This window comes from Saccharopolyspora gregorii, assembly GCF_024734405.1.
Classification (GTDB): domain Bacteria; phylum Actinomycetota; class Actinomycetes; order Mycobacteriales; family Pseudonocardiaceae; genus Saccharopolyspora_C; species Saccharopolyspora_C gregorii.
Genome location: NZ_CP059556.1, coordinates 214,465 through 232,478, shown reverse-complemented (window position 1 = coordinate 232,478; position 18,014 = coordinate 214,465). Strand labels below are relative to the sequence as shown.

17 protein-coding genes, 1 tRNA gene and 1 other RNA gene are annotated in these 18,014 nt (G+C 72.7%); 8 read left to right on the top strand and 11 right to left on the bottom strand.

The features are described from left to right. Positions 1-28 precede the first annotated feature (28 nt). The 5 genes from H1226_RS01085 to H1226_RS01065 form a co-directional block, all read right to left on the bottom strand. Positions 29-1,714, bottom strand: a complete 1,686-nt coding sequence (locus tag H1226_RS01085) for an ABC transporter substrate-binding protein (protein WP_258345060.1) — start codon at positions 1,712-1,714, stop codon at positions 29-31. Between the two features lie 357 nt (positions 1,715-2,071). Further along, positions 2,072-2,656, bottom strand: coding sequence for a uridine kinase family protein (locus H1226_RS01080; protein ID WP_258345059.1), 585 nt, complete (start codon positions 2,654-2,656; stop codon positions 2,072-2,074). Between the two features lie 49 nt (positions 2,657-2,705). After that, positions 2,706-3,302 carry a recombination mediator RecR gene (gene recR / locus H1226_RS01075; protein ID WP_224957109.1) on the bottom strand — a complete coding sequence of 199 codons (597 nt, stop codon included), beginning with the start codon at positions 3,300-3,302 and terminating at the stop codon, positions 2,706-2,708. Positions 3,303-3,315: 13 nt separating this feature from the next. Continuing rightward, complete coding sequence (locus H1226_RS01070) at positions 3,316-3,642, bottom strand: YbaB/EbfC family nucleoid-associated protein (protein WP_224957125.1); 327 nt, start codon at positions 3,640-3,642, stop codon at positions 3,316-3,318. A 208-nt stretch (positions 3,643-3,850) separates the two neighbouring features. Further along, entirely contained in the window at positions 3,851-4,591 is a 741-nt protein-coding gene (locus H1226_RS01065) for a thaumatin family protein (protein WP_224957111.1), read from the bottom strand. Between the two features lie 260 nt (positions 4,592-4,851). Here H1226_RS01065 and H1226_RS01060 point away from each other — a divergent pair, with 260 nt between their 5' ends. Then, entirely contained in the window at positions 4,852-6,666 is a 1,815-nt protein-coding gene (locus tag H1226_RS01060) for an alpha/beta hydrolase family protein (protein WP_258345055.1), read from the top strand. Between the two features lie 64 nt (positions 6,667-6,730). On the opposite strand, the gene H1226_RS01055 is transcribed toward H1226_RS01060, so the two are convergent. Together H1226_RS01055 and ffs are read right to left on the bottom strand one after the other, a co-directional pair. Then, a complete protein-coding gene (locus H1226_RS01055) occupies positions 6,731-9,004 on the bottom strand; it encodes a DNA polymerase III subunit gamma and tau (protein WP_258345053.1) in 2,274 nt (757 codons plus the stop codon). 69 nt (positions 9,005-9,073) lie between these two features. Beyond that, positions 9,074-9,170, bottom strand: an RNA gene (gene ffs / locus H1226_RS01050) — signal recognition particle sRNA small type. 117 nt (positions 9,171-9,287) lie between these two features. On the opposite strand from ffs, the gene H1226_RS01045 reads away from it, so the two are divergent. Beyond that, a complete protein-coding gene (locus tag H1226_RS01045) occupies positions 9,288-9,947 on the top strand; it encodes a superoxide dismutase family protein (RefSeq protein ID WP_224957115.1) in 660 nt (219 codons plus the stop codon). A gap of 274 nt (positions 9,948-10,221) precedes the next feature. Here the strand turns inward: H1226_RS01045 and H1226_RS01040 are convergent, their stop codons facing one another. Then, positions 10,222-10,494 carry a hypothetical protein gene (locus H1226_RS01040; protein ID WP_258345049.1) on the bottom strand — a complete coding sequence of 91 codons (273 nt, stop codon included), beginning with the start codon at positions 10,492-10,494 and terminating at the stop codon, positions 10,222-10,224. Then, positions 10,491-10,850, bottom strand: a complete 360-nt coding sequence (locus H1226_RS01035) for a hypothetical protein (RefSeq protein ID WP_258345047.1) — start codon at positions 10,848-10,850, stop codon at positions 10,491-10,493. The genes H1226_RS01040 and H1226_RS01035 overlap by 4 nt, the downstream gene beginning before the upstream one ends. Before the next feature lie 150 nt (positions 10,851-11,000). Between H1226_RS01035 and H1226_RS01030 the strand changes: the two genes are divergently transcribed. The 5 genes from H1226_RS01030 (at position 11,001) to H1226_RS01010 (ending at position 13,658) form a co-directional block, all read left to right on the top strand. Then, positions 11,001-11,846, top strand: coding sequence for a helix-turn-helix domain-containing protein (locus H1226_RS01030; protein ID WP_258345046.1), 846 nt, complete (start codon positions 11,001-11,003; stop codon positions 11,844-11,846). 7 nt (positions 11,847-11,853) lie between these two features. After that, positions 11,854-12,075, top strand: coding sequence for a DUF397 domain-containing protein (locus H1226_RS01025; RefSeq protein WP_258345042.1), 222 nt, complete (start codon positions 11,854-11,856; stop codon positions 12,073-12,075). 44 nt (positions 12,076-12,119) lie between these two features. Next, positions 12,120-12,329, top strand: coding sequence for a DUF397 domain-containing protein (locus H1226_RS01020; protein WP_258345041.1), 210 nt, complete (start codon positions 12,120-12,122; stop codon positions 12,327-12,329). Between the two features lie 143 nt (positions 12,330-12,472). Further along, positions 12,473-13,408: an alpha/beta hydrolase gene (locus H1226_RS01015; RefSeq protein ID WP_258345040.1), complete on the top strand. Its 936-nt coding sequence runs from the start codon at positions 12,473-12,475 to the stop codon at positions 13,406-13,408. 161 nt (positions 13,409-13,569) lie between these two features. Continuing rightward, a tRNA-Ser gene (locus H1226_RS01010) sits at positions 13,570-13,658 on the top strand. Positions 13,659-13,951: 293 nt separating this feature from the next. Here H1226_RS01010 and H1226_RS01005 read toward each other — a convergent pair. Then, positions 13,952-15,001 carry a hypothetical protein gene (locus tag H1226_RS01005; RefSeq protein ID WP_258345039.1) on the bottom strand — a complete coding sequence of 350 codons (1,050 nt, stop codon included), beginning with the start codon at positions 14,999-15,001 and terminating at the stop codon, positions 13,952-13,954. 101 nt (positions 15,002-15,102) lie between these two features. Here H1226_RS01005 and H1226_RS01000 point away from each other — a divergent pair, with 101 nt between their 5' ends. Continuing rightward, a complete protein-coding gene (locus H1226_RS01000) occupies positions 15,103-15,726 on the top strand; it encodes a TetR/AcrR family transcriptional regulator (protein WP_258345038.1) in 624 nt (207 codons plus the stop codon). 202 nt (positions 15,727-15,928) lie between these two features. Here H1226_RS01000 and H1226_RS00995 read toward each other — a convergent pair whose 3' ends face one another. Next, on the bottom strand, positions 15,929-17,725 hold the full coding sequence (locus tag H1226_RS00995) for an endonuclease/exonuclease/phosphatase family protein (RefSeq protein WP_258345037.1): 1,797 nt from the start codon (positions 17,723-17,725) through the stop codon (positions 15,929-15,931). Positions 17,726-18,014: the final 289 nt, after the last annotated feature.

Below are 18,014 nucleotides of genomic sequence, written 5' to 3'. Positions count from 1 at the left end.
CCGCGATCGGATCGCGGCGGCCCGGGGATCAGCCGGTGACGGTCACCCCGGCGAACTCCTCCGCGGTCAGCGGGGACGGGACGAGCCCGTGCACGTTCTCGCCGACCACGATCGCGGGCGGCGAGTGCGACAGCGGCACGGCGGGCAGGTACTCGGCCAGCAGCTTGCGGTTGATCTCCTGGTACAAGCCGTTGCGCTTCGCCTCGTCCGGTTCGCCGTCGGCGGCCCGGAGTTCGGCGGCCAGCTGCTCGCCCCACGGGGATCCCGCGGTGTAGAAGCGGCTCGTGGGCGTGCCGAAGAACGTGCCGATGAAGTTGTCCGGCGTGTTGTAGTCCCCGGTCCAGCCGAGCAGGAAGACGTCGGCGCGGGCGTTGTCCACGTCGTCGATGTAGCCGCCGTTCCACGGCTTGCTCACCGCGTTCACCGTGATGCCGACCTCGCGGAGGTCTTCGGCGAGCGCGTTGTAGATGCCCTGCGGGTCCGGCATGTAGGGCCGGGTCACCTCGGCGGGCCAGTAGAAGGTCAGGGTGAGGTCGGCGGCGCCCGCTTCGGCGAGCAGCTGCCGGGCGCGGTCCGGGTCGTGCGGGTACTGCCGCACGTCGGGCGCCCAGCCGTCGACGGTGTCCGGGTAGAACTGGGTGGCGACCTCGGCGCCTTCCGGCAGGTTCGCCCGCACCAGGTTCTCCCGGTCCACCGCGTGCGCCAGCGCCTGGCGCACCCGCAGGTCGCGCAGCTTCGGGTTGTTCTTCTGCGTGATCCCCAGGTACATGATGTTGAACGGGTCGCGGACCTCGACCTGGTTCCCCGCGTCCCGCAACGACTTCAGGTCGGCGGCGTTCGGCAGGTCGTAGCCGTCGATGCCGCCGGATTCGAGTTCCTGCTTGCGGGTGGTCTCGTCCGGGATGATCCGGAACGTGAGGTCGTGCAGCTTCGCCTTCTCGCCCCAGTACTCGTCGTTGCGCTCCAACCGGATCGCGGCGTTGCCCTGGTCGTAGGAGACGAACCGGAACGGTCCGGTGCCCGTCGGGTGCGACCGCGCGTACTCGGGGTAGGTGAAGCTGTCGCCCACGGCGCGCACGTCGTTCGCCCGGTACCGCTCCATCGCCGCGGGTGACTGCATGCTGAACGCGGGCAGGCCGAGCAGGTCGGGGAACTTCGAGGTGGCGCGGGTGAGGTGCACGGTCGCGGTCGCCGGGTCCGGGCTCTCGCAGGACGCGTACAGCGAGGGCTGCGCGCCGTCGGCGAAGCCGCCGAAGTTCTCGATCCAGTAGTAGGACAGCGCGTTGTTCTGCCCGGCTCCGGTCTGGTGATACCAGCGCTCGAAGTTCGCGCAGACCGCGCTGCCGTCGAAGTCGGTGCCGTCGTGGAACTTCACGCCCTGCCGCAGGTGGAAGGTCCAGGCCTTGCCGTCGGCGGTGTGCTCCCAGCTCTCGGCGAGCTCCGGTTCGACGTCGGCGGTGCCCGCCTTGAAACCGACGAGCCCTTCCATGATCTGGCGGGTGACGCGGAACGTCTCGCCGTCGGAGGCGTAGAACGGGTCGAACAGGTCGGGGGCCCCCGCGGCGCCGAAGGTGAGGCTGCCGCCCTCACCACCGCCCTCGCCGCGTTGGGACTCGGCACATCCTGCCGCTGCTGCCACGAGCGCGCAGGCGATTCCCGCGATCGCGGCCCGGCGCCGGATGCCGGACGGGTGCGGCCTCGACGGAGCTCTCATCACAGCACCTCGATGTGTCTCAGGTCTCACATTGCGGAGAACAATAGCCCGCGCGGCGCCCCCATTGGAGTAGGTCAGGTTACGATCTCGCTACCTCGACGAATCCGCGCTCGCGAATTTTCCCAACGATCGCCGGGAATTCCGGGAATGCGCAGCACCCGCGCTGACCTGCACGTTCGCCCCGTCAGATCAGTTCTCATTCCCGCGCGGACGCGGTTTTCCCGCCGCGGAATTGACCCGGACGGCTCAATCCGGTGCACCGTTCACCGTCGATTCCGGCACGATCTCGCAGCAGCGATTCCCAGTTCGCCCGGCCCGTTGTCCGAGGCCGGGCGAGCGCGATTCCCGCCGAGCGGATCAGCCGGGTGCGCCGGTCGCGGCGGGGCCGATCCGGACGTCGGCGCGGGCGCGGGTGCCGTCGGCGGCGAACCAGTCCCGCTCGAAGCGCTGCCAGCGGCGCAGCTCGCCGCGCGCGCTCTCCCCGTCCCGCGCCACCGCCCGCTCCAGGCGCGCGGCCGGCCCCACCGGTTCCACCCAGACCACAGCGGACAATCGTGGCGCGAGGTCCGCGCGCGCGGCGGAAACCCCTTCCAGCACCAGGACTTCCGGCACCGGAACCGGCACGTGCGCGCCCAGCACCGGGCGCCCGCCCGGCCACTCGGTGCGGCGGTACCCGCCGGGCCGGCCCGCGGCCAGCGGCTCCAGCACGCCCGCGCGCAACCGGGGCCACCACTCGACCGGCTCGTCCCAGGTGGCGAAGTCATCGGTGCGGACCAGGCGGGCGTCGACCCCGCCCAGCCGGGACAGCAGCAGGCCGGCGAACGTGGACTTGCCCGCCCCCGACGGGCCGTCCACCGCCAGCACCCGCACCGGGCCCAGCCGCGCCGGGGCCGCCAGCAGGTGCGCGACCGCCGCGTCGGCGGCCCGCTCGAACTCGTTCACCGCGGTACCTCGACCCGGTGGCGGGACGCCCCGCGCCCCGCCACCCGGTTCACATCGCGCGGCGGCCCGACAGGGCGCGCCCCAACGTCAGCTCGTCCGCGAACTCCAGGTCACCGCCCATCGGCAGGCCCGAGGCCAGCCGCGTCACGTTCAGCCCGGGGAAGTCCCGCAGCATCCGCACCAGGTACGTCGCCGTCGCCTCCCCCTCGGTGTTCGGGTCCGTCGCGATGATCACCTCGGTGATCTCGTCGGTCCCGATGCGGGTCAGCAGCTGGCGCACCCGGAGCTGGTCCGGACCGATGCCCGACAACGGGTCCAGCGCACCGCCGAGCACGTGGTAGCGGCCCTTGAACTCGCGGGTGCGCTCCACCGCGAGGACGTCCTTGGGCTCCTCGACCACGCACACCAGCGCGGTGTCGCGGCGGGCGTCCTGGCAGATCCGGCACTTCTCCTGCTCGGAGACGTTGCCGCAGATCTCGCAGAACATCACGCCTTCCTTGACCTTCTGCAGCACCTCCTGCAACCGGGTCACGTCCGCCGGTTCCGCCGCGAGCAGGTGGAAGGCGAGGCGCTGGGCGCTCTTCGGACCGATGCCGGGCAGCCTGCCCAGCTCGTCGATCAAGTCCTGGACCGGACCTTCGTACACCGTGGACGCTCCGTCACATGCCGGGCAGGCCGAGCCCGCCCAGTCCCTGGCCGCCGCCCAGCGCGCCGGTCACCGGGCCCATCTTCTCCGCCTGGAGCTCCTGCGCCGCCCGGTTCGCGTCGCGCACCGCGGCCACCACCAGGTCCGAGAGCGTCTCGGTGTCCTCGGGGTCGGCGGCCTTCGGGTCGATGGTCACGGCCTTGAGCTCGCCGGTGCCGCTGACGACCGCCGTCACCAGCCCGCCGCCCGCGCTGCCGGTCGCTTCCGCGTCGGCGAGTTCCTGCTGCGCGCTCATCAGCTGCTGCTGCATCTGCTGCGCCTGTTCCATGATCTGCTGCATGTTCGGCTGGCCACCCGGTTGCACCGTGGTCCTCCAGAGCTGTTCGCGGTCGCCGCTGGGGTTCGTCGCGTGGCGCTGTCGATCGCGCCCGGCGTTCCGGCTCACCGGCCCGAACCCAGCGTGGGCACGTGCCCGAACGGGCACTCCGCCCAGGGTAGTCGTGCCGGAGCCGCCCCGGCCGCGACCACCCGCCGTGTCGGCCCGCGGGTCAGCTCGGCCGGTGGAAGGTGACGGTGAGGCCGCCGCAGGACGGGCAGTTGCGCATGACGTCGTTGCCCGGTTCCTGGTCCTGCTTCGACCACCCGTACGCGCGCGGGCAGTGCTCGTTGAGGGCGTCGCTGTAGGGCGTCTTCTCGTCGCGGCTCGGGTTCGTGCACAGCTGTGGCTGCCCGTCCTCGCCGCCGGTGAGGTTCTCCGGCGGGCAGTACGGCAGCAGCGGTTCCGCACAGCCGACCTGCTCGCACTGGTTGGAGTCCGGCGGCGGGTCGGCGTCGTCCGGTTCGATGGTGATCGGCAGCGACACCGCGTTGACGTAGCTGACGTTGTACCAGGGGGCGTCCGGGTCGGCGGGGTCGAAGTTGAACTCCGCCAGCCCCGCCGGTTCCTCACCGGTGGTGCAGGTGTCCGCCTCCGGGCCGCAGTCGCCGATGGCGCAGTGGAAGTCGGCGCCCGGTTCGCCGGAGCAGCCCTGGCGGGCGAAGAACTTGCCGCGCCAGTGCCCCGCTTCGCCGGACTCGGGGACGGTGATCGTCGCGGACTCGCCGTCCGCCAGCACCGGCAGGCCGGTGAGCTGTTCCGAGCCGTCCGGGTTGGTGGTGCTGCCGATCCACAGCTGCTCGCCGGAATCGTTGACGAAGGTGACGGTGTGGTCCGGGGTTTCCTGCGCCGTGGCCGAAGCGGCCCCGGTGAGCAGGAGCAGGCCGGTGAGCAGGCACGCTGATGTCCGCATGGGTCCTCTTCCAGCAACGCGGCGGCTGAGCGGTCGCCGATCATCGTAAGACGCCGAGGCCGTCCTGCCGCTGCGGCGAATTTCCCAGGGTCCGGTGGCCCGTTTTCACCCCTGCGGCGGTAGCACTCGACTCCGCCGGGCGGCCGGTCGCGACCAGGCGGACGGCCCAACCCGCGTCGCCCACCGGCCGCAACGATCAAGGTGTTGATCACCTCCTCCCGGCAGGTCCCCGGGGGCGTCGCTCGTGACAAGGTGAGCGCATGGCGGTGGACATGGTGCGGTTGCTGGAACTGGCGAGCTGGCGGGCGTTCGACGTGGACGAGGCGGGACGGGTGCTCGCCGGGTCCGACGAGTCGGGCTCCACCCAGCTCGTGGAGCTCTCCCCCAACGGCGGCGCGACCGCGCTGACCGCCCTGTCCGGCGCGGTCACCGGCCGGTACCTGCCCGGCGAGCGCGCGGCGATCATCCAGCACGACACCGGCGGCAACGAGCGCGGCCAGCTGTCCCTGATGCGCCTGGACCGCCGCCGCACCCGGCCCGCCGAGCTCGACGACCTGCAGCCGCTGGTGCGGGACCCGCGCTACGTGCACCGGCTGCTGGACGTGCTGCCCGGCCGGCTCGTGTACGCCACGAACCGGCGCAACGGCGTCGACTTCGACGTGGTCATCCGCAGCGCGCTCACCGGCGAGGAGATCGTCGTCTACGACGGCGGCGGCATGGTGCAGGAGGCCGCCGCGTCCCCGGACAGCCACTACCTGGCGCTGACGCTGCCCGGCGAGCGGCCGATGTCCGACCAGGTGCTGCTGGTGGACACGATGCCCACCACCGACGGCGAGCGCCTCCGCGTGCTCACCGGACCCGGCGAGCACACCCGCAACACGCACGTCCGCTGGCTGCCCGACGACTCCGGGCTGGTCGTGAGCAGCAACGCCGACCGGGACCGCGTCGGCGTGGCCCGCATCGACCCGCGCACCGGCGACCGCACCTGGCTGGTGACCTCCGAGGAGCACGACCTGCTCGGCTGGCTGGCACCGGACGGGAACTCGCTGCTGGTGCAGGCGAACGACGACGGCGCGGGCCGGCTGGCGCTGCACGACGCGCGGACCGGGCGGCTGCGCCGGGAGGTCCCGCTGCCCGGCGACGGCTGGTGCGCGTTCCCGCTGCCCTCCCCCGTGTGGTCCCCCGATTCGCGGCTGGTCGCGCTGTCCTTCAGCGCCCCCGACGTGCCGGGCGACGTGCTGGTCCTCGACGTCGAGCAGGACGACCCGCCGCTGGCGATGACCGGCTCGGCGGCCGCGCTCGCCGGGGAACGCCTGGTCACACCGTCGGTGCACCGGGTTCCCACGCCCGACGGCGAGCAGGTGCCGTGCTTCGCGTACCGGCCCGAGGACCCCACCGGCTCCTCGGTGCTGATCATCCACGGCGGGCCGGAAGGCCAGTCGGTGCGCACCTTCAACCCGATCGTGCAAGCGCTCGCCGCGCAGGGGCACACCGTGCTGGTGCCGAACGTGCGCGGCTCCACCGGTTACGGGAAGCGCTGGTACAGCGCCGACGACGGGCGCAAGCGGCTCGATTCGGTGCGGGACCTCGCGGCGCTGCACGACTGGCTGCCGAGCCTCGGGCTGGACCCGGCGCGGTCGGCGCTGTGGGGCGGCTCGTACGGCGGGTACATGGTGCTGGCCGGGTTGGCGTTCCAGCCGGAGCGGTGGGCCGCCGGGGTGGACATCGTCGGCATCTCCTCGCTGGTGACGTTCCTGGAGAACACCTCGCCGTACCGGCGGGCGCACCGCGAACGCGAGTACGGCTCGCTGGCCGCGGATGCCGAGTTCCTGCGGGAGGCCTCGCCGCTGACGCACGTGGACGCGATCTCGGCGCCGCTGTTCGTGATCCACGGGGCGAACGACCCGCGGGTGCCGCTGTCCGAGGCCGAGCAGCTGGCGACGGCGGTCCGCCGCGGTGGCGTCGAGTGCGAACTGCTCGTGTTCGACGACGAGGGCCACGGCTTGGCGAAGCGCGCCAACCGCCTCGACGCCTACCCGAGGGCGCTGGCGTTCCTCACCCGCCACCTGATCTGACGCGCCGGGTGAACGGCCCACTCGCCCGTTGCGGCCGGGCCGGTGGGCCGTTCACCTGGGGACGTCACTCGTCGATCTTGCGGGCGCCCAGTTCGGCGGTGAACAGCTGCACGGCCTCGTCCTCCCGGTCGCGGCGCGGCATCGCTTCGGCGGCGGACGCCGGGGAGGAATCCGCGATCATCGACTCCTCGTCCTCCTCGTCCGGCGGCGGCGCCGCGGGCGGCGGGTACGCGTCCTCCGGCGGCGGTTCGTCCTCCGGCGGCGGCTCCGGGGGCGGCGGGATGTCGTCCGAGCGACCCCGGCCGGACGGCGCACCGCGGCGGGCCGGGGCGGGACGGCGCTGGCCGTTGCCGGATTCCGGTGGGCGCTGCTCCTGGTGCTGCGCCGCGCTGGGCCTGCTGTAGGTCGGGGGCGCGGCGGGCTGCGCGGGCTGCTGGGACGCGGGCTTCGCGGCCCCGGCGGGACGCTGCGGCGGCGGGGCGGCACCGGCTTCGACGCAGCGCACGTCGTAGTCCGTCCCCGCGCCGAGCACCTCGGCCATCGCCTCGCGCACGAAGTCGATGCGCCGCTGCTGCGCGAACTGCTTCACCAGCCCCGAGGTGGGCATGGTCAGCACCAGCGTGCCGTCGGTGTAGTCGTGCACCGTCGCGTTGAGCAGCAGCGCCTGGGTGGGCCGGTTGCGCTGGGCGACGGCGCGCAGCAGGTCGGTCCACACCCGGCGCACGTCGGCGGCGCCGAAGCCCGCGGAGTGCGCGGCGCCCGGGTCGGCGACCGCGGGTTCGGACGGTTCGGACTGCGCGGGCTGCGGAGCCGGAGCGGCGGCCGGGCGGCCCTGCTGCGGTTCGGGCTGCGGCGGCGCCGCCTGCTGGGATTCGGGCTGCTGCGGTTCGGGCTGCCGGGACTCGGGCCGCGGCGCCGGTTCCGCTTCCGGCGCGGCCAGCCCTGCCGCCTGCGGCGCCGGGGCTTGCGGAGCCGGGGCTTGCGGCGCCGGGGCTTGCTGAGCCGGGGCCTGCGGTTCGGCCGCGGTCTGCCGGTCGCTGGGCCGCTGGAACACCCGCTTGCCGGCGGACGCGTCCCCGGCGGGAGCGGCTGCGGCCGGGCCGGTGGCCGCGGCGGGAGCGGCGGTAGCGGCGGGAGCAGCGGGAGCGGCGGAACCGTCGGCAGCCGCGGGCGGCGCCAGCGTCATCCGCCGCTCGACCTGCTCGACGCGCTGCAGCAGCGCGCCCTCCGACTCGGACGCGGCCGGGAGCATCATCCGGGCGCACAGCAGTTCCAGCAGCAGCCGCGGCGCGGTGGCCCCGCGCATGTCCTGCAGCCCGGTGTGCACGATCTCGGCGAACCGGGACAGCGTGGCGGCGCCGAGCTGCTCGCTCTGCGTCTGCATCTTGGTGAGCTCGTCACCCGCCGCGTCGATGAGCCCGCGGCCGCCCGCGTCGGGCACCGCGTGCAGCAGCACCAGGTCGCGGAGCCGGTCGAGGAGGTCGGCGGCGAAGCGGCGCGGATCGTGCCCGGCTTCGACGAGCTTGTCGACCGTGCCGTACACCGAGGCGCCGTCCCCGGCGGCGAGCGCGTCCACCATGTCGTCGATGAGCGCCACGTCGGTGACGCCGAGCAGCGCCACCGCCCGCTCGTAGGTGACGCCCTCGTCCCCGGCCCCGGCGAGCAGCTGGTCGAGCACGCTGAGCGTGTCGCGCGCCGAGCCGCCGCCCGCGCGGATCACCAGCGGGTACACGGCCGGTTCGACCCGCACGCCCTCGTCGCCGCAGATGCGTTCGAGCAGTTCGCGCATCACCCCGGGCGGCATCAGCCGGAACGGGTAGTGGTGCGTCCGGGACCGGATGGTGGTGAGCACCTTGTCCGGTTCGGTGGTGGCGAACACGAAGATGAGGTGTTCGGGCGGCTCTTCGACGATCTTCAGCAGGGCGTTGAAGCCCTGCGTGGTCACCATGTGCGCTTCGTCGATGATGAAGATGCGGTACCGCGATTGGGCGGGCGCGAAGAAGGCCCGGTCGCGGAGTTCGCGGGTGTCGTCGACGCCACCGTGGCTGGCCGCGTCGAGCTCGACGACGTCGACGCTGCCGGAGCCCTCCGGGGCGAGCGCCACGCACGAGTCGCATTCCCCGCACGGGTCCGGCGTCGGCCCCTGCGCGCAGTTCAGCGAGCGGGCGAGGATGCGCGCGCTGGACGTCTTGCCGCAGCCGCGCGGCCCGGAGAACAGGTACGCGTGGTTGATGCGCTGCGCCGACAGCGCGGTGCGCAGCGGTTCGGTGACGTGCTCTTGGCCGACGACCTCAGCGAAGGTCGCCGGACGGTACTTGCGGTAGAGGGCGAGCGCCACGGTCGGAACCCTACGCGGTGGCACCGACGCCCCGGATCGGGACGTGGGGGTGCGGGCGGCCGGGGAAAAGTAAGCGGGACCCCGTGCACCCGCCAGAGCCCGCTTACCCTTGCTGCCTTCCGGCCCTGGGGGAGTTCACAGGATGGACGCCGCACGGAGTCCCACCAAGAGTCTAGCGCGTACCTCGGCGGGCTTCGAACCCCCTCCGGGCCCCGTTCGGTGCGAGCCGCGCCACCTGGGCCGGTCGTCGCCTGATTCGGCCGTTTCGGGCATGATCTGCTGCATGTCTCTGCGGATCTCTTTTGCCGGTCGCCGGGCGCTCGTGCTCGGCAGTGCGGTCGCGGCTCTCGCGCTGACCGCGTGCACGCCCCCTGGTGAACCGTCCACCCAGCCGCCCGGTCCGGGCACGCCGCCGCCTCCGGCGGTGCAGGAGCAGCAGAGCGGTGGTGGCGGGCAGACGTTCGAGGGCACGCTGGCGCAGCCCGGCGGCCAGGGCGGCGCGTTCACCTACAACCCGCAACTGGCCCCGGCGGGCGCGCAGGTGAAGGCCACCGTCGACGGCTCCGAGCAGTCCACGGTGGTGACCTTCACCGTCACGGGCCTGCAGCCGAACCGCGGGTACGCGGCGCACGCGCACGTGAACGCGTGCGGGCCGACGGGCGACGCGGCGGGTCCGCACTTCCAGAACCAGCAGGATCCGGCGGCCGGACCGGGCAACCCGTCCTCGGACCCGGCGTACGCGAACCCGCAGAACGAGATCTGGCTGGACCTGCAGACGGACGCGCAGGGCGCTGGCAGCTCCACGGCGACGGTCCCGTTCGGGATCACCGGCGAGCGCGCCCCGAAGTCGATCGTGGTGCACGAGGAGTCGAACACGAACACCGGCGCGGGCCAGGCCGGCACCGCGGGTGGCCGTGCCGCCTGCCTGAACATCCAGTCCTGAGGCCGGAGACCGGTCGGTGCGGGGGCCTCGCACCGACCGGCCCGGACGGCCCGGCGCTGTCGGGGTAGGTCACGCCGGGCCTGCTCATCGGCCGCTCCCGCGAGGGGGCGGCTCTTCGCTTTTCAGCGGCCGTTGTCAGCGGCCGTTCCCATCGGTCCTGCTCGGCTGTTCTGCTCAGTTGTTCCGCTCGCGCCTGCTCGGTGGCCCGCTCGGCAGCCCCACTCGGCGGCCGTTCCCATCGGTCCTGCTCAGCGGCCCTGCTCAGTCACTCTGCTCAGCGGTCCTGCTCAGTCGGCTGCGCAGCGGCTCTGCGCAGCCGTTGCTGCTCGGCGCGGAGCCACCGCCGCGCCTCGACGCGCAGGTCGCGGTCGTCGACCCAGTCGCGGCCTACCCGCACGGTGTCCACCAGCGCCTCGTCACCGTGCGAGCCGCGCACGTCCCCGCGGTGCACCGTGATCACCCCGGAGCCGCGCCCCCAGCGGAACGTGTAGCCACCGCCCACCGGTTCGTAGCACCAGGTCATGGGCAGGAACGGCTTCGGCCTCACGACCGCAGGCCGAAGATCCAGCCGACTTCGCGGCAGCGCAACGGGGCCTTCGGCGCACCGGGGGCGCCGTGCGCGGGCAGCGCGAGCAGTTCGGCGACGACGCCGGCGACGCTCCCCCGCCGGTGCCAGATCGCGTGCGGCACCGGAATTTCGAGGTCGTCCACCCGGAAGCGGGCGGCCAACGCGTCCTGCTCGGCGCGGACCAGGTAGACGTCCATCGCACCCGCGCGGACCCGGAAGCCCTGCACGGCGTCGATCTCCGCGAGCGACGGCAGGTACCGGAACCGGAACCCGGCGCGCACGGTCGCCGCGATCACCCCCAGGTGCGACCCGAACCGAGCCTCCATGACGTTCATCGGCCACCTCCTGGTGAATCGATCAACCTCCATGCTCGTGAAAACTACAACCTGCAATTTAAGGTTCATATGCCTCGGAGGAGTGATCTTGCGGAGGCCCCGCGGCCGGACAAGGCACCATGCCCGGGAACGCTTCGACGAGAAGGAACGATGGTGGCGACGCAGCAGAACCCGGCGATCCGACGCGTGCAGCTCGGGCTGTTCCTCCGAGAGCTCCGCGAACGAAGCGGCGTGCGATCCGGGACCGTGGCGAAGGAACTGGACTGGTACCCGGGAAAGCTGACGAGGGTCGAGAAGGGCGAGCTCACCGTGGCCGCCGCCGAGATCAACGTGATCCTCGGGCTCTTCGGGGTTCCGGACGGCCCGGAAGCCGACAAGATCCGCGCACTCGCCTCCGAAGCGCGGAAGCGGGACCGTCCGAGCCGCATCCCGGACTGGGCCAGGACTTACGCGGGCATGGAAGCACTCGCGTCGGAGATCAAGGTGCACAACGGCGATCTCATTCCCGGTTTCATGCAGACCACCGACTACGCCAGAGCTCTGCTCTCGACCTCGCTGGTGACGACGAACCGCGATGCTGAGCGGCGAGCAGACGAGCGCGTCCTACGCGGAACGAAGATCATCCAACACGAGGGTCGACCGATCATCGCGATCCTCGGCGAAGGAGCTCTCCGCTACGAGGTCGGCGGACGGGAAACGCTTCGCGCTCAGCTGGAACACCTGAGGGACCTGGCCGAACTCGACCACGTAGAAGTCCGCGTTCTGCCTTACACCGCCGGAGAACACGCGGCTCTCGGAACTCCGTTCACCGTCCTGCACCTAGACGATCCGCAGGCGACCTACGTCTACGTCGAGGGCTTGACGGACGCCGATTACTTGGAGAAGCCTGCTCACACGTCCGTGTACGTGCAAGCGTTCGACAGGCTGTCGGAAGTCTCGCTCGATCGCCCCGAGACAGAGCGCCGCCTGGACGAACGGATACGAGAGCTTCGTTAGGAGCGGCATGCAGTCCAGTGACTTCGGATCGGTCGCGTGGCGGAAGTCGAGCCGCAGCAGCGGAAACCACAACTGCATCGAAGTCGCCACGGTCAGCACGGGCACCGGCATCCGGGACTCCAAGCTCGATGCGGCGAGCCCGATCCTCGCGTTCAGCCACAGCGCGTTCGACGACTTCCTCGCGGCGGTCAAGGACGGACGGTTCGGACGAACCCCCATCCGGGCCTAGCCCGCACCGCTCGCACACCGGTACACACGGGCATGGAAGTCGACATGCCGATACATGCCCCCACGCCGGGAACCTGGCGGAAGTCCAGCTACAGCACCGGAAACGGCGGCATCTGCGTCGAAGTCGCCACCATCGCCGCGGGCACCGGCGTCCGGGACTCCAAGCTCGGCGCGGCGAGCCCGGTCCTCGCGTTCGGGCACGGCGCGTTCGACGACTTCCTCGCGGCGATCAAGGGCGGCCGGTTTTGGCGGTAGCGGTGTGCGGGGCAGCTTCCGGGACCTCGACGGGCACGTGTGGGAGCTGATGCATCCCGGCGGCTGATGCGCCACGAGCGGAATCGGGCGGTGCTCGGGTGATCCGCGGCTAGGGTCGACCTCAGTCGCCGACCGGAGGAACCATGCCGCTCGAAGTGGACCCCGAGCTGAAACCGCTGCTGGACGCGTACTTCGCGAGCCGCCCCGCACCCGAGGCGCCCGGGGACGCGCTCGCCATCCGGCGCAGCATCGAAACCGCGCTGGCCGCCGCGCCCACCGAACTCCCGGCCGGGGTCCGCAGCACCGAACGCACCGCGCTCGGCTTCGACGGCGCGGAGATCGGGCTCTGGTGGCTCACCGCGGACGGCGCGCCGCCCGGCTCGGCGGTGGTGTGGCTGCACGGCGGCGGCATGATCTTCGGCGACGCACGGCCGTGCCTGCCGAACGCGGCCGGGCTCGTCGCGGCCACCGGGGTGCCGGTGCTGGTCGTGGACTACCGGTGCGCGCCGGAACATCCGCACCCCGCGCCCGTCGAAGACGCCTGGACCGGCCTCGCCTGGCTGCACGAGCACGCCGCCGAGCTCGGCGTGGACCCGGGGCGCATCGCGATCATGGGTGAGAGCGCGGGCGGTGGCCTCGCCGCCGGGGCCGCGTTGCTGGCGCGGGAGCGCGGCACGCGACTCGCCCGGCAGATCCTGATCTACCCGATGCTCGACGACCGCACCACCGAACCCGATCCGGAGCTGGTGGCGCTGGCGACCTGGTCCTACGAGCGGAACGCGACCGGCTGGCACGCGCTGCTCGGCGAGCTCGCGGGCGGCCCGGACGTGCCGGCGACCGCGGCACCCGCCCGCGCCACCGACCTGCGGGGGCTTCCCCCGGCGTACGTGGAGGTCGGGGACCTGGACATCTTCCGGGACGAGGACGTCGAATACGCGCGCAGGCTGTCGTTGGCCGGAGTCCCGGTCGAGCTGCACGTCCGCCCGGGCTGCCCGCACGCGTTCGAGAGCGCCGTCCCGGATTCCGACGTGGCGCGGCGCGCCCGCCAGGACCGCGCCCGGGTCCTCCGCGCCCTCTGATCGCCGCAGCGCACCGGCCGCGCCGCTCGGGTGAACCGCCCGTTCGCCCGATCCGCCGGTCCGGCAGGCCGTTCACCTGGGCCGTTCGGGGGTGCCGGACCGGTCGGCGCGGAGGGGACCCCGGCGCGGAGTGATCATCGTCCTCCCGTACACTTCCGCGTGGAGGATTGGCCGAGCGGCCTAAGGCGCACGATTGGAAATCGTGTTGGGTTAATAGCCCTCACGGGTTCGAATCCCGTATCCTCCGCCAGCCGGAAGGCCGGGCACCGATCAGGTGCCCGGCCTTCTGCTTTCCCGGGTTCCCGGAGAACCCCGTCCGGGGCCGATCGCCCCGCGGGGACTCGAACCGCTCCGCCGGGCTGCTAGGCGGAGTCGCCCAGCTCCTGCACTTCACCCTTGGACGCGTCCCGCTGCGGTTGTCCCATGACTCCCCCCTTCGTCACCCAGTGCCCACAGCGTACTCACCTTGAGTGACACCCAGAAGTGCCCACCGGAAGTTCTCGGCCCGACCGGCGCGACAATCTCCGGCCCGATTCGCGATGATCACGCGGTTGCGGCCCCCGCCGCGGCGGCCCGGTACCGCCGCGCCACCGCCGAGAAGGCGGCCTTCGGTTCCCACTCCAGGTCGGGATAGGTCCTCCCCCGCCGCCCTTCGAGGATCTTGACGATCCCCAGGCCGGCCCGGTCCAAGTCGTCCCTCGGGTCGCCGTCCGGGCGGTGCGGGTAACCGGGCAGGGCGAACAGGAACACGAACGCGCCGTCCACGCCCTCCGCTTCGAAGATCTCCAGCAGCTCGTCCAGGTAGGCGGCCTGACCGGCCTCGTCGCGCTCGTAGGAACCGGTCAACCGCACCGGAACCCGGGTCCGCGGATCGTGCTCGACCACCTCCAGCACCCGTCCACCGCGGTCTCCCGCGCCCCGGTAGGCCGCGGTCCCGAACCCGGTGATGGCGAGCGGCTTCGGACCGCGGGCCAGCTCGCGCACCGCTTCGCGGAACCCGTCGGCGACCTCGGCGGAGCGGATCAGCTCGAACGTCGCGAAGTCGAAGGGGGCCCAGTCGACCTGCTCGAACTGGATGGCGGCGTAGGTGAGCCCGCCCCCGAAGCGCTCGCGGACCGCGGCCGCGGCGTCGCGCAGGAACGCGTTGACGCGCCCGCCGAGCTCGCGCAGCGCCGCGGCCCGCTGCTCAGGCCGGCCCACCAGCTGCTCGACCCGCTCCTCGGGGGTGCCACCGGGCAGGAACCCGCGGTTCATCACGCTCAGCTCGACCCCCGCGACGAACACGACCTCGGCTCCTCGCCGCCGGAGCCGTTCCGCCCGCACGGCGCAGTCGCGGAACAGCGCGAGGATCTGCTCCGGTTCCAGTTCGAGCGGGTAAGGCGAGAACCAGACCTCCAGGCCGAGGTCGGCGGCGGCGCCGGCGGCCAGCTCGATGCGCCGCGGGTCGCCGCCGATGATCTGGACGGCGTTGCAGTGCAGGTCGTCGCGGATGATGGCGAGCTCGCGCCGGACCACCGCGGGGTCGAAGTGCTCGCGGGACGTCCGGCCGTGCACGACGAACCCGGTGTCGTAGGTCATTCCCCTTGCTCGCATGGCGCGATCCCCTCCGTCGGTCTTCCGACGGACGAGCGTGGCAGCGAAAGTGCGTGCGCGCAAGTTTGCGTGTACGCATCTATCCGTGGGACGCTGGCGCCGTGACGACGGCACCGGGGTTGCGGGAGCGGAAGAAGCAGGCCACGCGCGAAGCACTGCGCGCGGCGGCGCTGCGCCTGGCGGTCGAGCGCGGGCCGGACCAGGTGCGGGTCGAGGACATCGCCGAGGCGGCCGGGGTCTCGCCGCGCACCTACAACAACTACTTCGCCAGCCGCGAGCAGGCGATCGTCTCCGCCGTGACCGCGGACCGGGAGTCGCGGATCGCCGCCGCGGTCGCGGCCCGGCCTGCCGAGGTGCGCCTGGCCGACGCCGTCACCGGCGCGGTGGTCGAGCAGCTCACCGGCACCGGCGAGCACGACCCCGAGGCGCTGCTGCTGATCACCACCCGGCCCGCGCTGCGCGACGCGTTCCTCGACACCACCGCCGGCATCGAAGGGCCGCTCGCGGCGGCGATCAGCGCACGCGCGCCCGGTGTCGAGGCGCCCACCGCCCGCGTCCTCGCAGCGAGCGTCGCGGCAGCGGTCCGCATCGCCCTGGAAACCTGGCTCCGGCCGGCCGGGAGCACCGACGACGGCCTGGTCGTCCCCACCGGCCCGCTCCCCGACCACCTCCGCGCAGCCCTGTCCCCCCTCACCCCGTCCCTAGCCGCAGCCGAGCACCCCTGACCAAAATCGTCCTTCCTGTCAGCGGCGAAGCCGATGAGCAGAAACCCAGCAAGCAGCCGGACCACCCGCGGGTTCTCAGCGGGATTCTCGCGAGGACAGCTTTTTCTCCTGTGGCGGAGCCACCGGTGAAAAAGATCCCGCAGCGAGAATCCCGCTGAGGTTCCGCCACCCCACCCCTCAGCAAAGCGAGCGAGGGGGGCGGTCAAGGCCGGAGGCGTGCGAGTTGGGGGTCGTGGTCGCTGGTCTGATCGGCGAACTCCGCGTTCACGTGCACCACGTCGTAGTCCACCCGGCCGACGCCCGGGGTGGTGAGCACGTGGTCGAGCGCCTGGGCGTTGCCCTCGTACACGTAGCTGTACCGCTCGACCGGTGGCAGCGCGTCGGCGGCGGAGCTCAGCAGCCCGCCCTCGGTCAGCGCGGACACCGCCGGGGAGAAGCCGAAGTCGTTGAGGTCGCCGGTGACGACGACCTTCGCGCCCGGGTCGATCGCCGTGAGGTCCGCGACGAGACCGCGCACCAGCCGGGCCTGCTCGACGCGCTGCCGCTCCGACTCCCGCGCGGGCGGCTGGAACCGGCCGTGCAGCGGCTGGTCGCCGCCCTTCGAGGTGAAGTGGTTCGCGACGACGAACACCGGCTCCCCGCGGAACGAGAACTCGCCGACCAGCGGCTTCCGGCTCGCCTCCCACGCCGGGTCGGCGGGCGCGATGCGCCCGGGCGAAGCGCTCAGCTCCGCGCGCCCCTCCGCGGGCACCGCCCGGACCGGGGTCACCGCGTCCCCACCGGGACGGTCCACGAAGGACACCCGCGTCGGGTCGAACAGGAACGCCACCCGGATGTTGCCGCCCGGCTGCCCGCCGTCGGCACCGTCCACCGGGTCGATCTGCCGCCACTCGTAGCGCGGGCCGCCCGCGGCGGCGATGGCGTCCACCAGGCGGCGCAGCGTGCCGTCGGCGGCGACCACCCCGTCGTCGGTGGCGCCGGTGTCGTCCTGCACCTCTTCGAGGGCGATCACGTCCGGGGCCGCCAGGTTCACCGCGACGCCGCGGGCCAGCCGGTCGAACTTCGACTGCTCGTCGGTGCCCGCCAGGTTCTCCACGTTGTAGGTGGCGACGGCCAGTTCGTCCGGATCCTGCGCGCGGGTGACCTCCGGTTCGACGCCCACCGGCCGGTGCTCGCCGAGCGCCGTCGCCGCCAGCAGGTAGCCGCCGAACCGGCTGTAGTCCAGCGGTCCCTCGGTGCGCCCGGCCAGCTCGTCGCCCACGTTCGCCGCCGGGACCGGCAGGCCCACCGGCTCCACCTTCAACCGGCCCGAGTTCGGCTCGTCGTAGCCGAGGTAGGTGGTGGTGCCGCGCTCGCCCGCGTTCTGCTCCGGCTTGGAGGTGACGGTCAGCGCGCCGTACGCATCGGTCGGGCCCACCACGCGCGCGTCGGTGACGGAGACGTTCATGTGCTCGCGGGACTCGTAGTAGTCCAGCGCGAACCGGGCCGGGTCGAGCGGCAGCGCGTCCAGCTCGCCGTCCGGGGCGTACGCGTCCGGCACCGAGTCGGGGGTGATCGGCTCCGCCGCCGGGACCGGTGCCGTGCCGGTGACCTCCCAGTTGGCGCCGGACAGCTCGGTCACCGACTGGTTCGGCGTGGTCTCCGGCTGCTCGCCGTCGCCGACCGCGTAGTACTCGGCGACCGTGCCGGACACCGCCACCACGTCGCCCACCGCGACCCGCGGCGGCGCGTCCGGGGCGTAGACGAACAGGCCCTCGCTGGTGCGCGGATCGCCGTCGGGTTCCGGGTCCTGGAACCAGAAACCCGGTGCGGTGCCCTCGGTCCGGACGCCGGTGACCACGCCCGGCACACCGCTCACCCGCTGCCCCAGCAGCGGCGAGACCCGGCCCGCGCCCTGCACGTCGTGGATGCGCACCTCGGCTGCCGCCGCCGAACCCGGCAGCACCACCAGCACCCCGCACGCGGCCAACGCCCCGGCCAGCACCTTCGACGATCCCACTCCGAACCCCCAGCGCTCGAACGATCACAGCGGCGCCCGACGCTACCGCGCCCAGGTGACCTCCCCACCGATTTCACCCGTACGCCGGGCAAAACCGCACCGGACAAACAGCGCCCTGCGGATCTCCGCCCTTTTCTTGTCAGCGGCGAAGCCGCTGAACAGCGACCAAGCACGCAGCCGGACCACCCGCGGGTTCTCAGCGGGATTCTCGCGAGGACAGCTTTTTCCCTCGTGGCGGAGCCACCCGGGAAAAAGATCCCGCAGCGAGAATCCCGCTGAGGTTCCGCCA

Coding starts and splice junctions, on each gene's coding strand:
- H1226_RS01085 (WP_258345060.1), bottom strand. CDS start 1,714: ATGAGAGCTCCGTCGAGGCCGCACCCGTCCGGCATCCGGCGCCGGGCC.
- H1226_RS01070 (WP_224957125.1), bottom strand. CDS start 3,642: ATGCAGCAGATCATGGAACAGGCGCAGCAGATGCAGCAGCAGCTGATG.
- H1226_RS01065 (WP_224957111.1), bottom strand. CDS start 4,591: ATGCGGACATCAGCGTGCCTGCTCACCGGCCTGCTCCTGCTCACCGGG.
- H1226_RS01060 (WP_258345055.1), top strand. CDS start 4,852: ATGGCGGTGGACATGGTGCGGTTGCTGGAACTGGCGAGCTGGCGGGCG.
- H1226_RS01045 (WP_224957115.1), top strand. CDS start 9,288: ATGTCTCTGCGGATCTCTTTTGCCGGTCGCCGGGCGCTCGTGCTCGGC.
- H1226_RS01035 (WP_258345047.1), bottom strand. CDS start 10,850: ATGAACGTCATGGAGGCTCGGTTCGGGTCGCACCTGGGGGTGATCGCG.
- H1226_RS01030 (WP_258345046.1), top strand. CDS start 11,001: ATGGTGGCGACGCAGCAGAACCCGGCGATCCGACGCGTGCAGCTCGGG.
- H1226_RS01025 (WP_258345042.1), top strand. CDS start 11,854: ATGCAGTCCAGTGACTTCGGATCGGTCGCGTGGCGGAAGTCGAGCCGC.
- H1226_RS01020 (WP_258345041.1), top strand. CDS start 12,120: ATGCCGATACATGCCCCCACGCCGGGAACCTGGCGGAAGTCCAGCTAC.
- H1226_RS01015 (WP_258345040.1), top strand. CDS start 12,473: ATGCCGCTCGAAGTGGACCCCGAGCTGAAACCGCTGCTGGACGCGTAC.
- H1226_RS01005 (WP_258345039.1), bottom strand. CDS start 15,001: ATGCGAGCAAGGGGAATGACCTACGACACCGGGTTCGTCGTGCACGGC.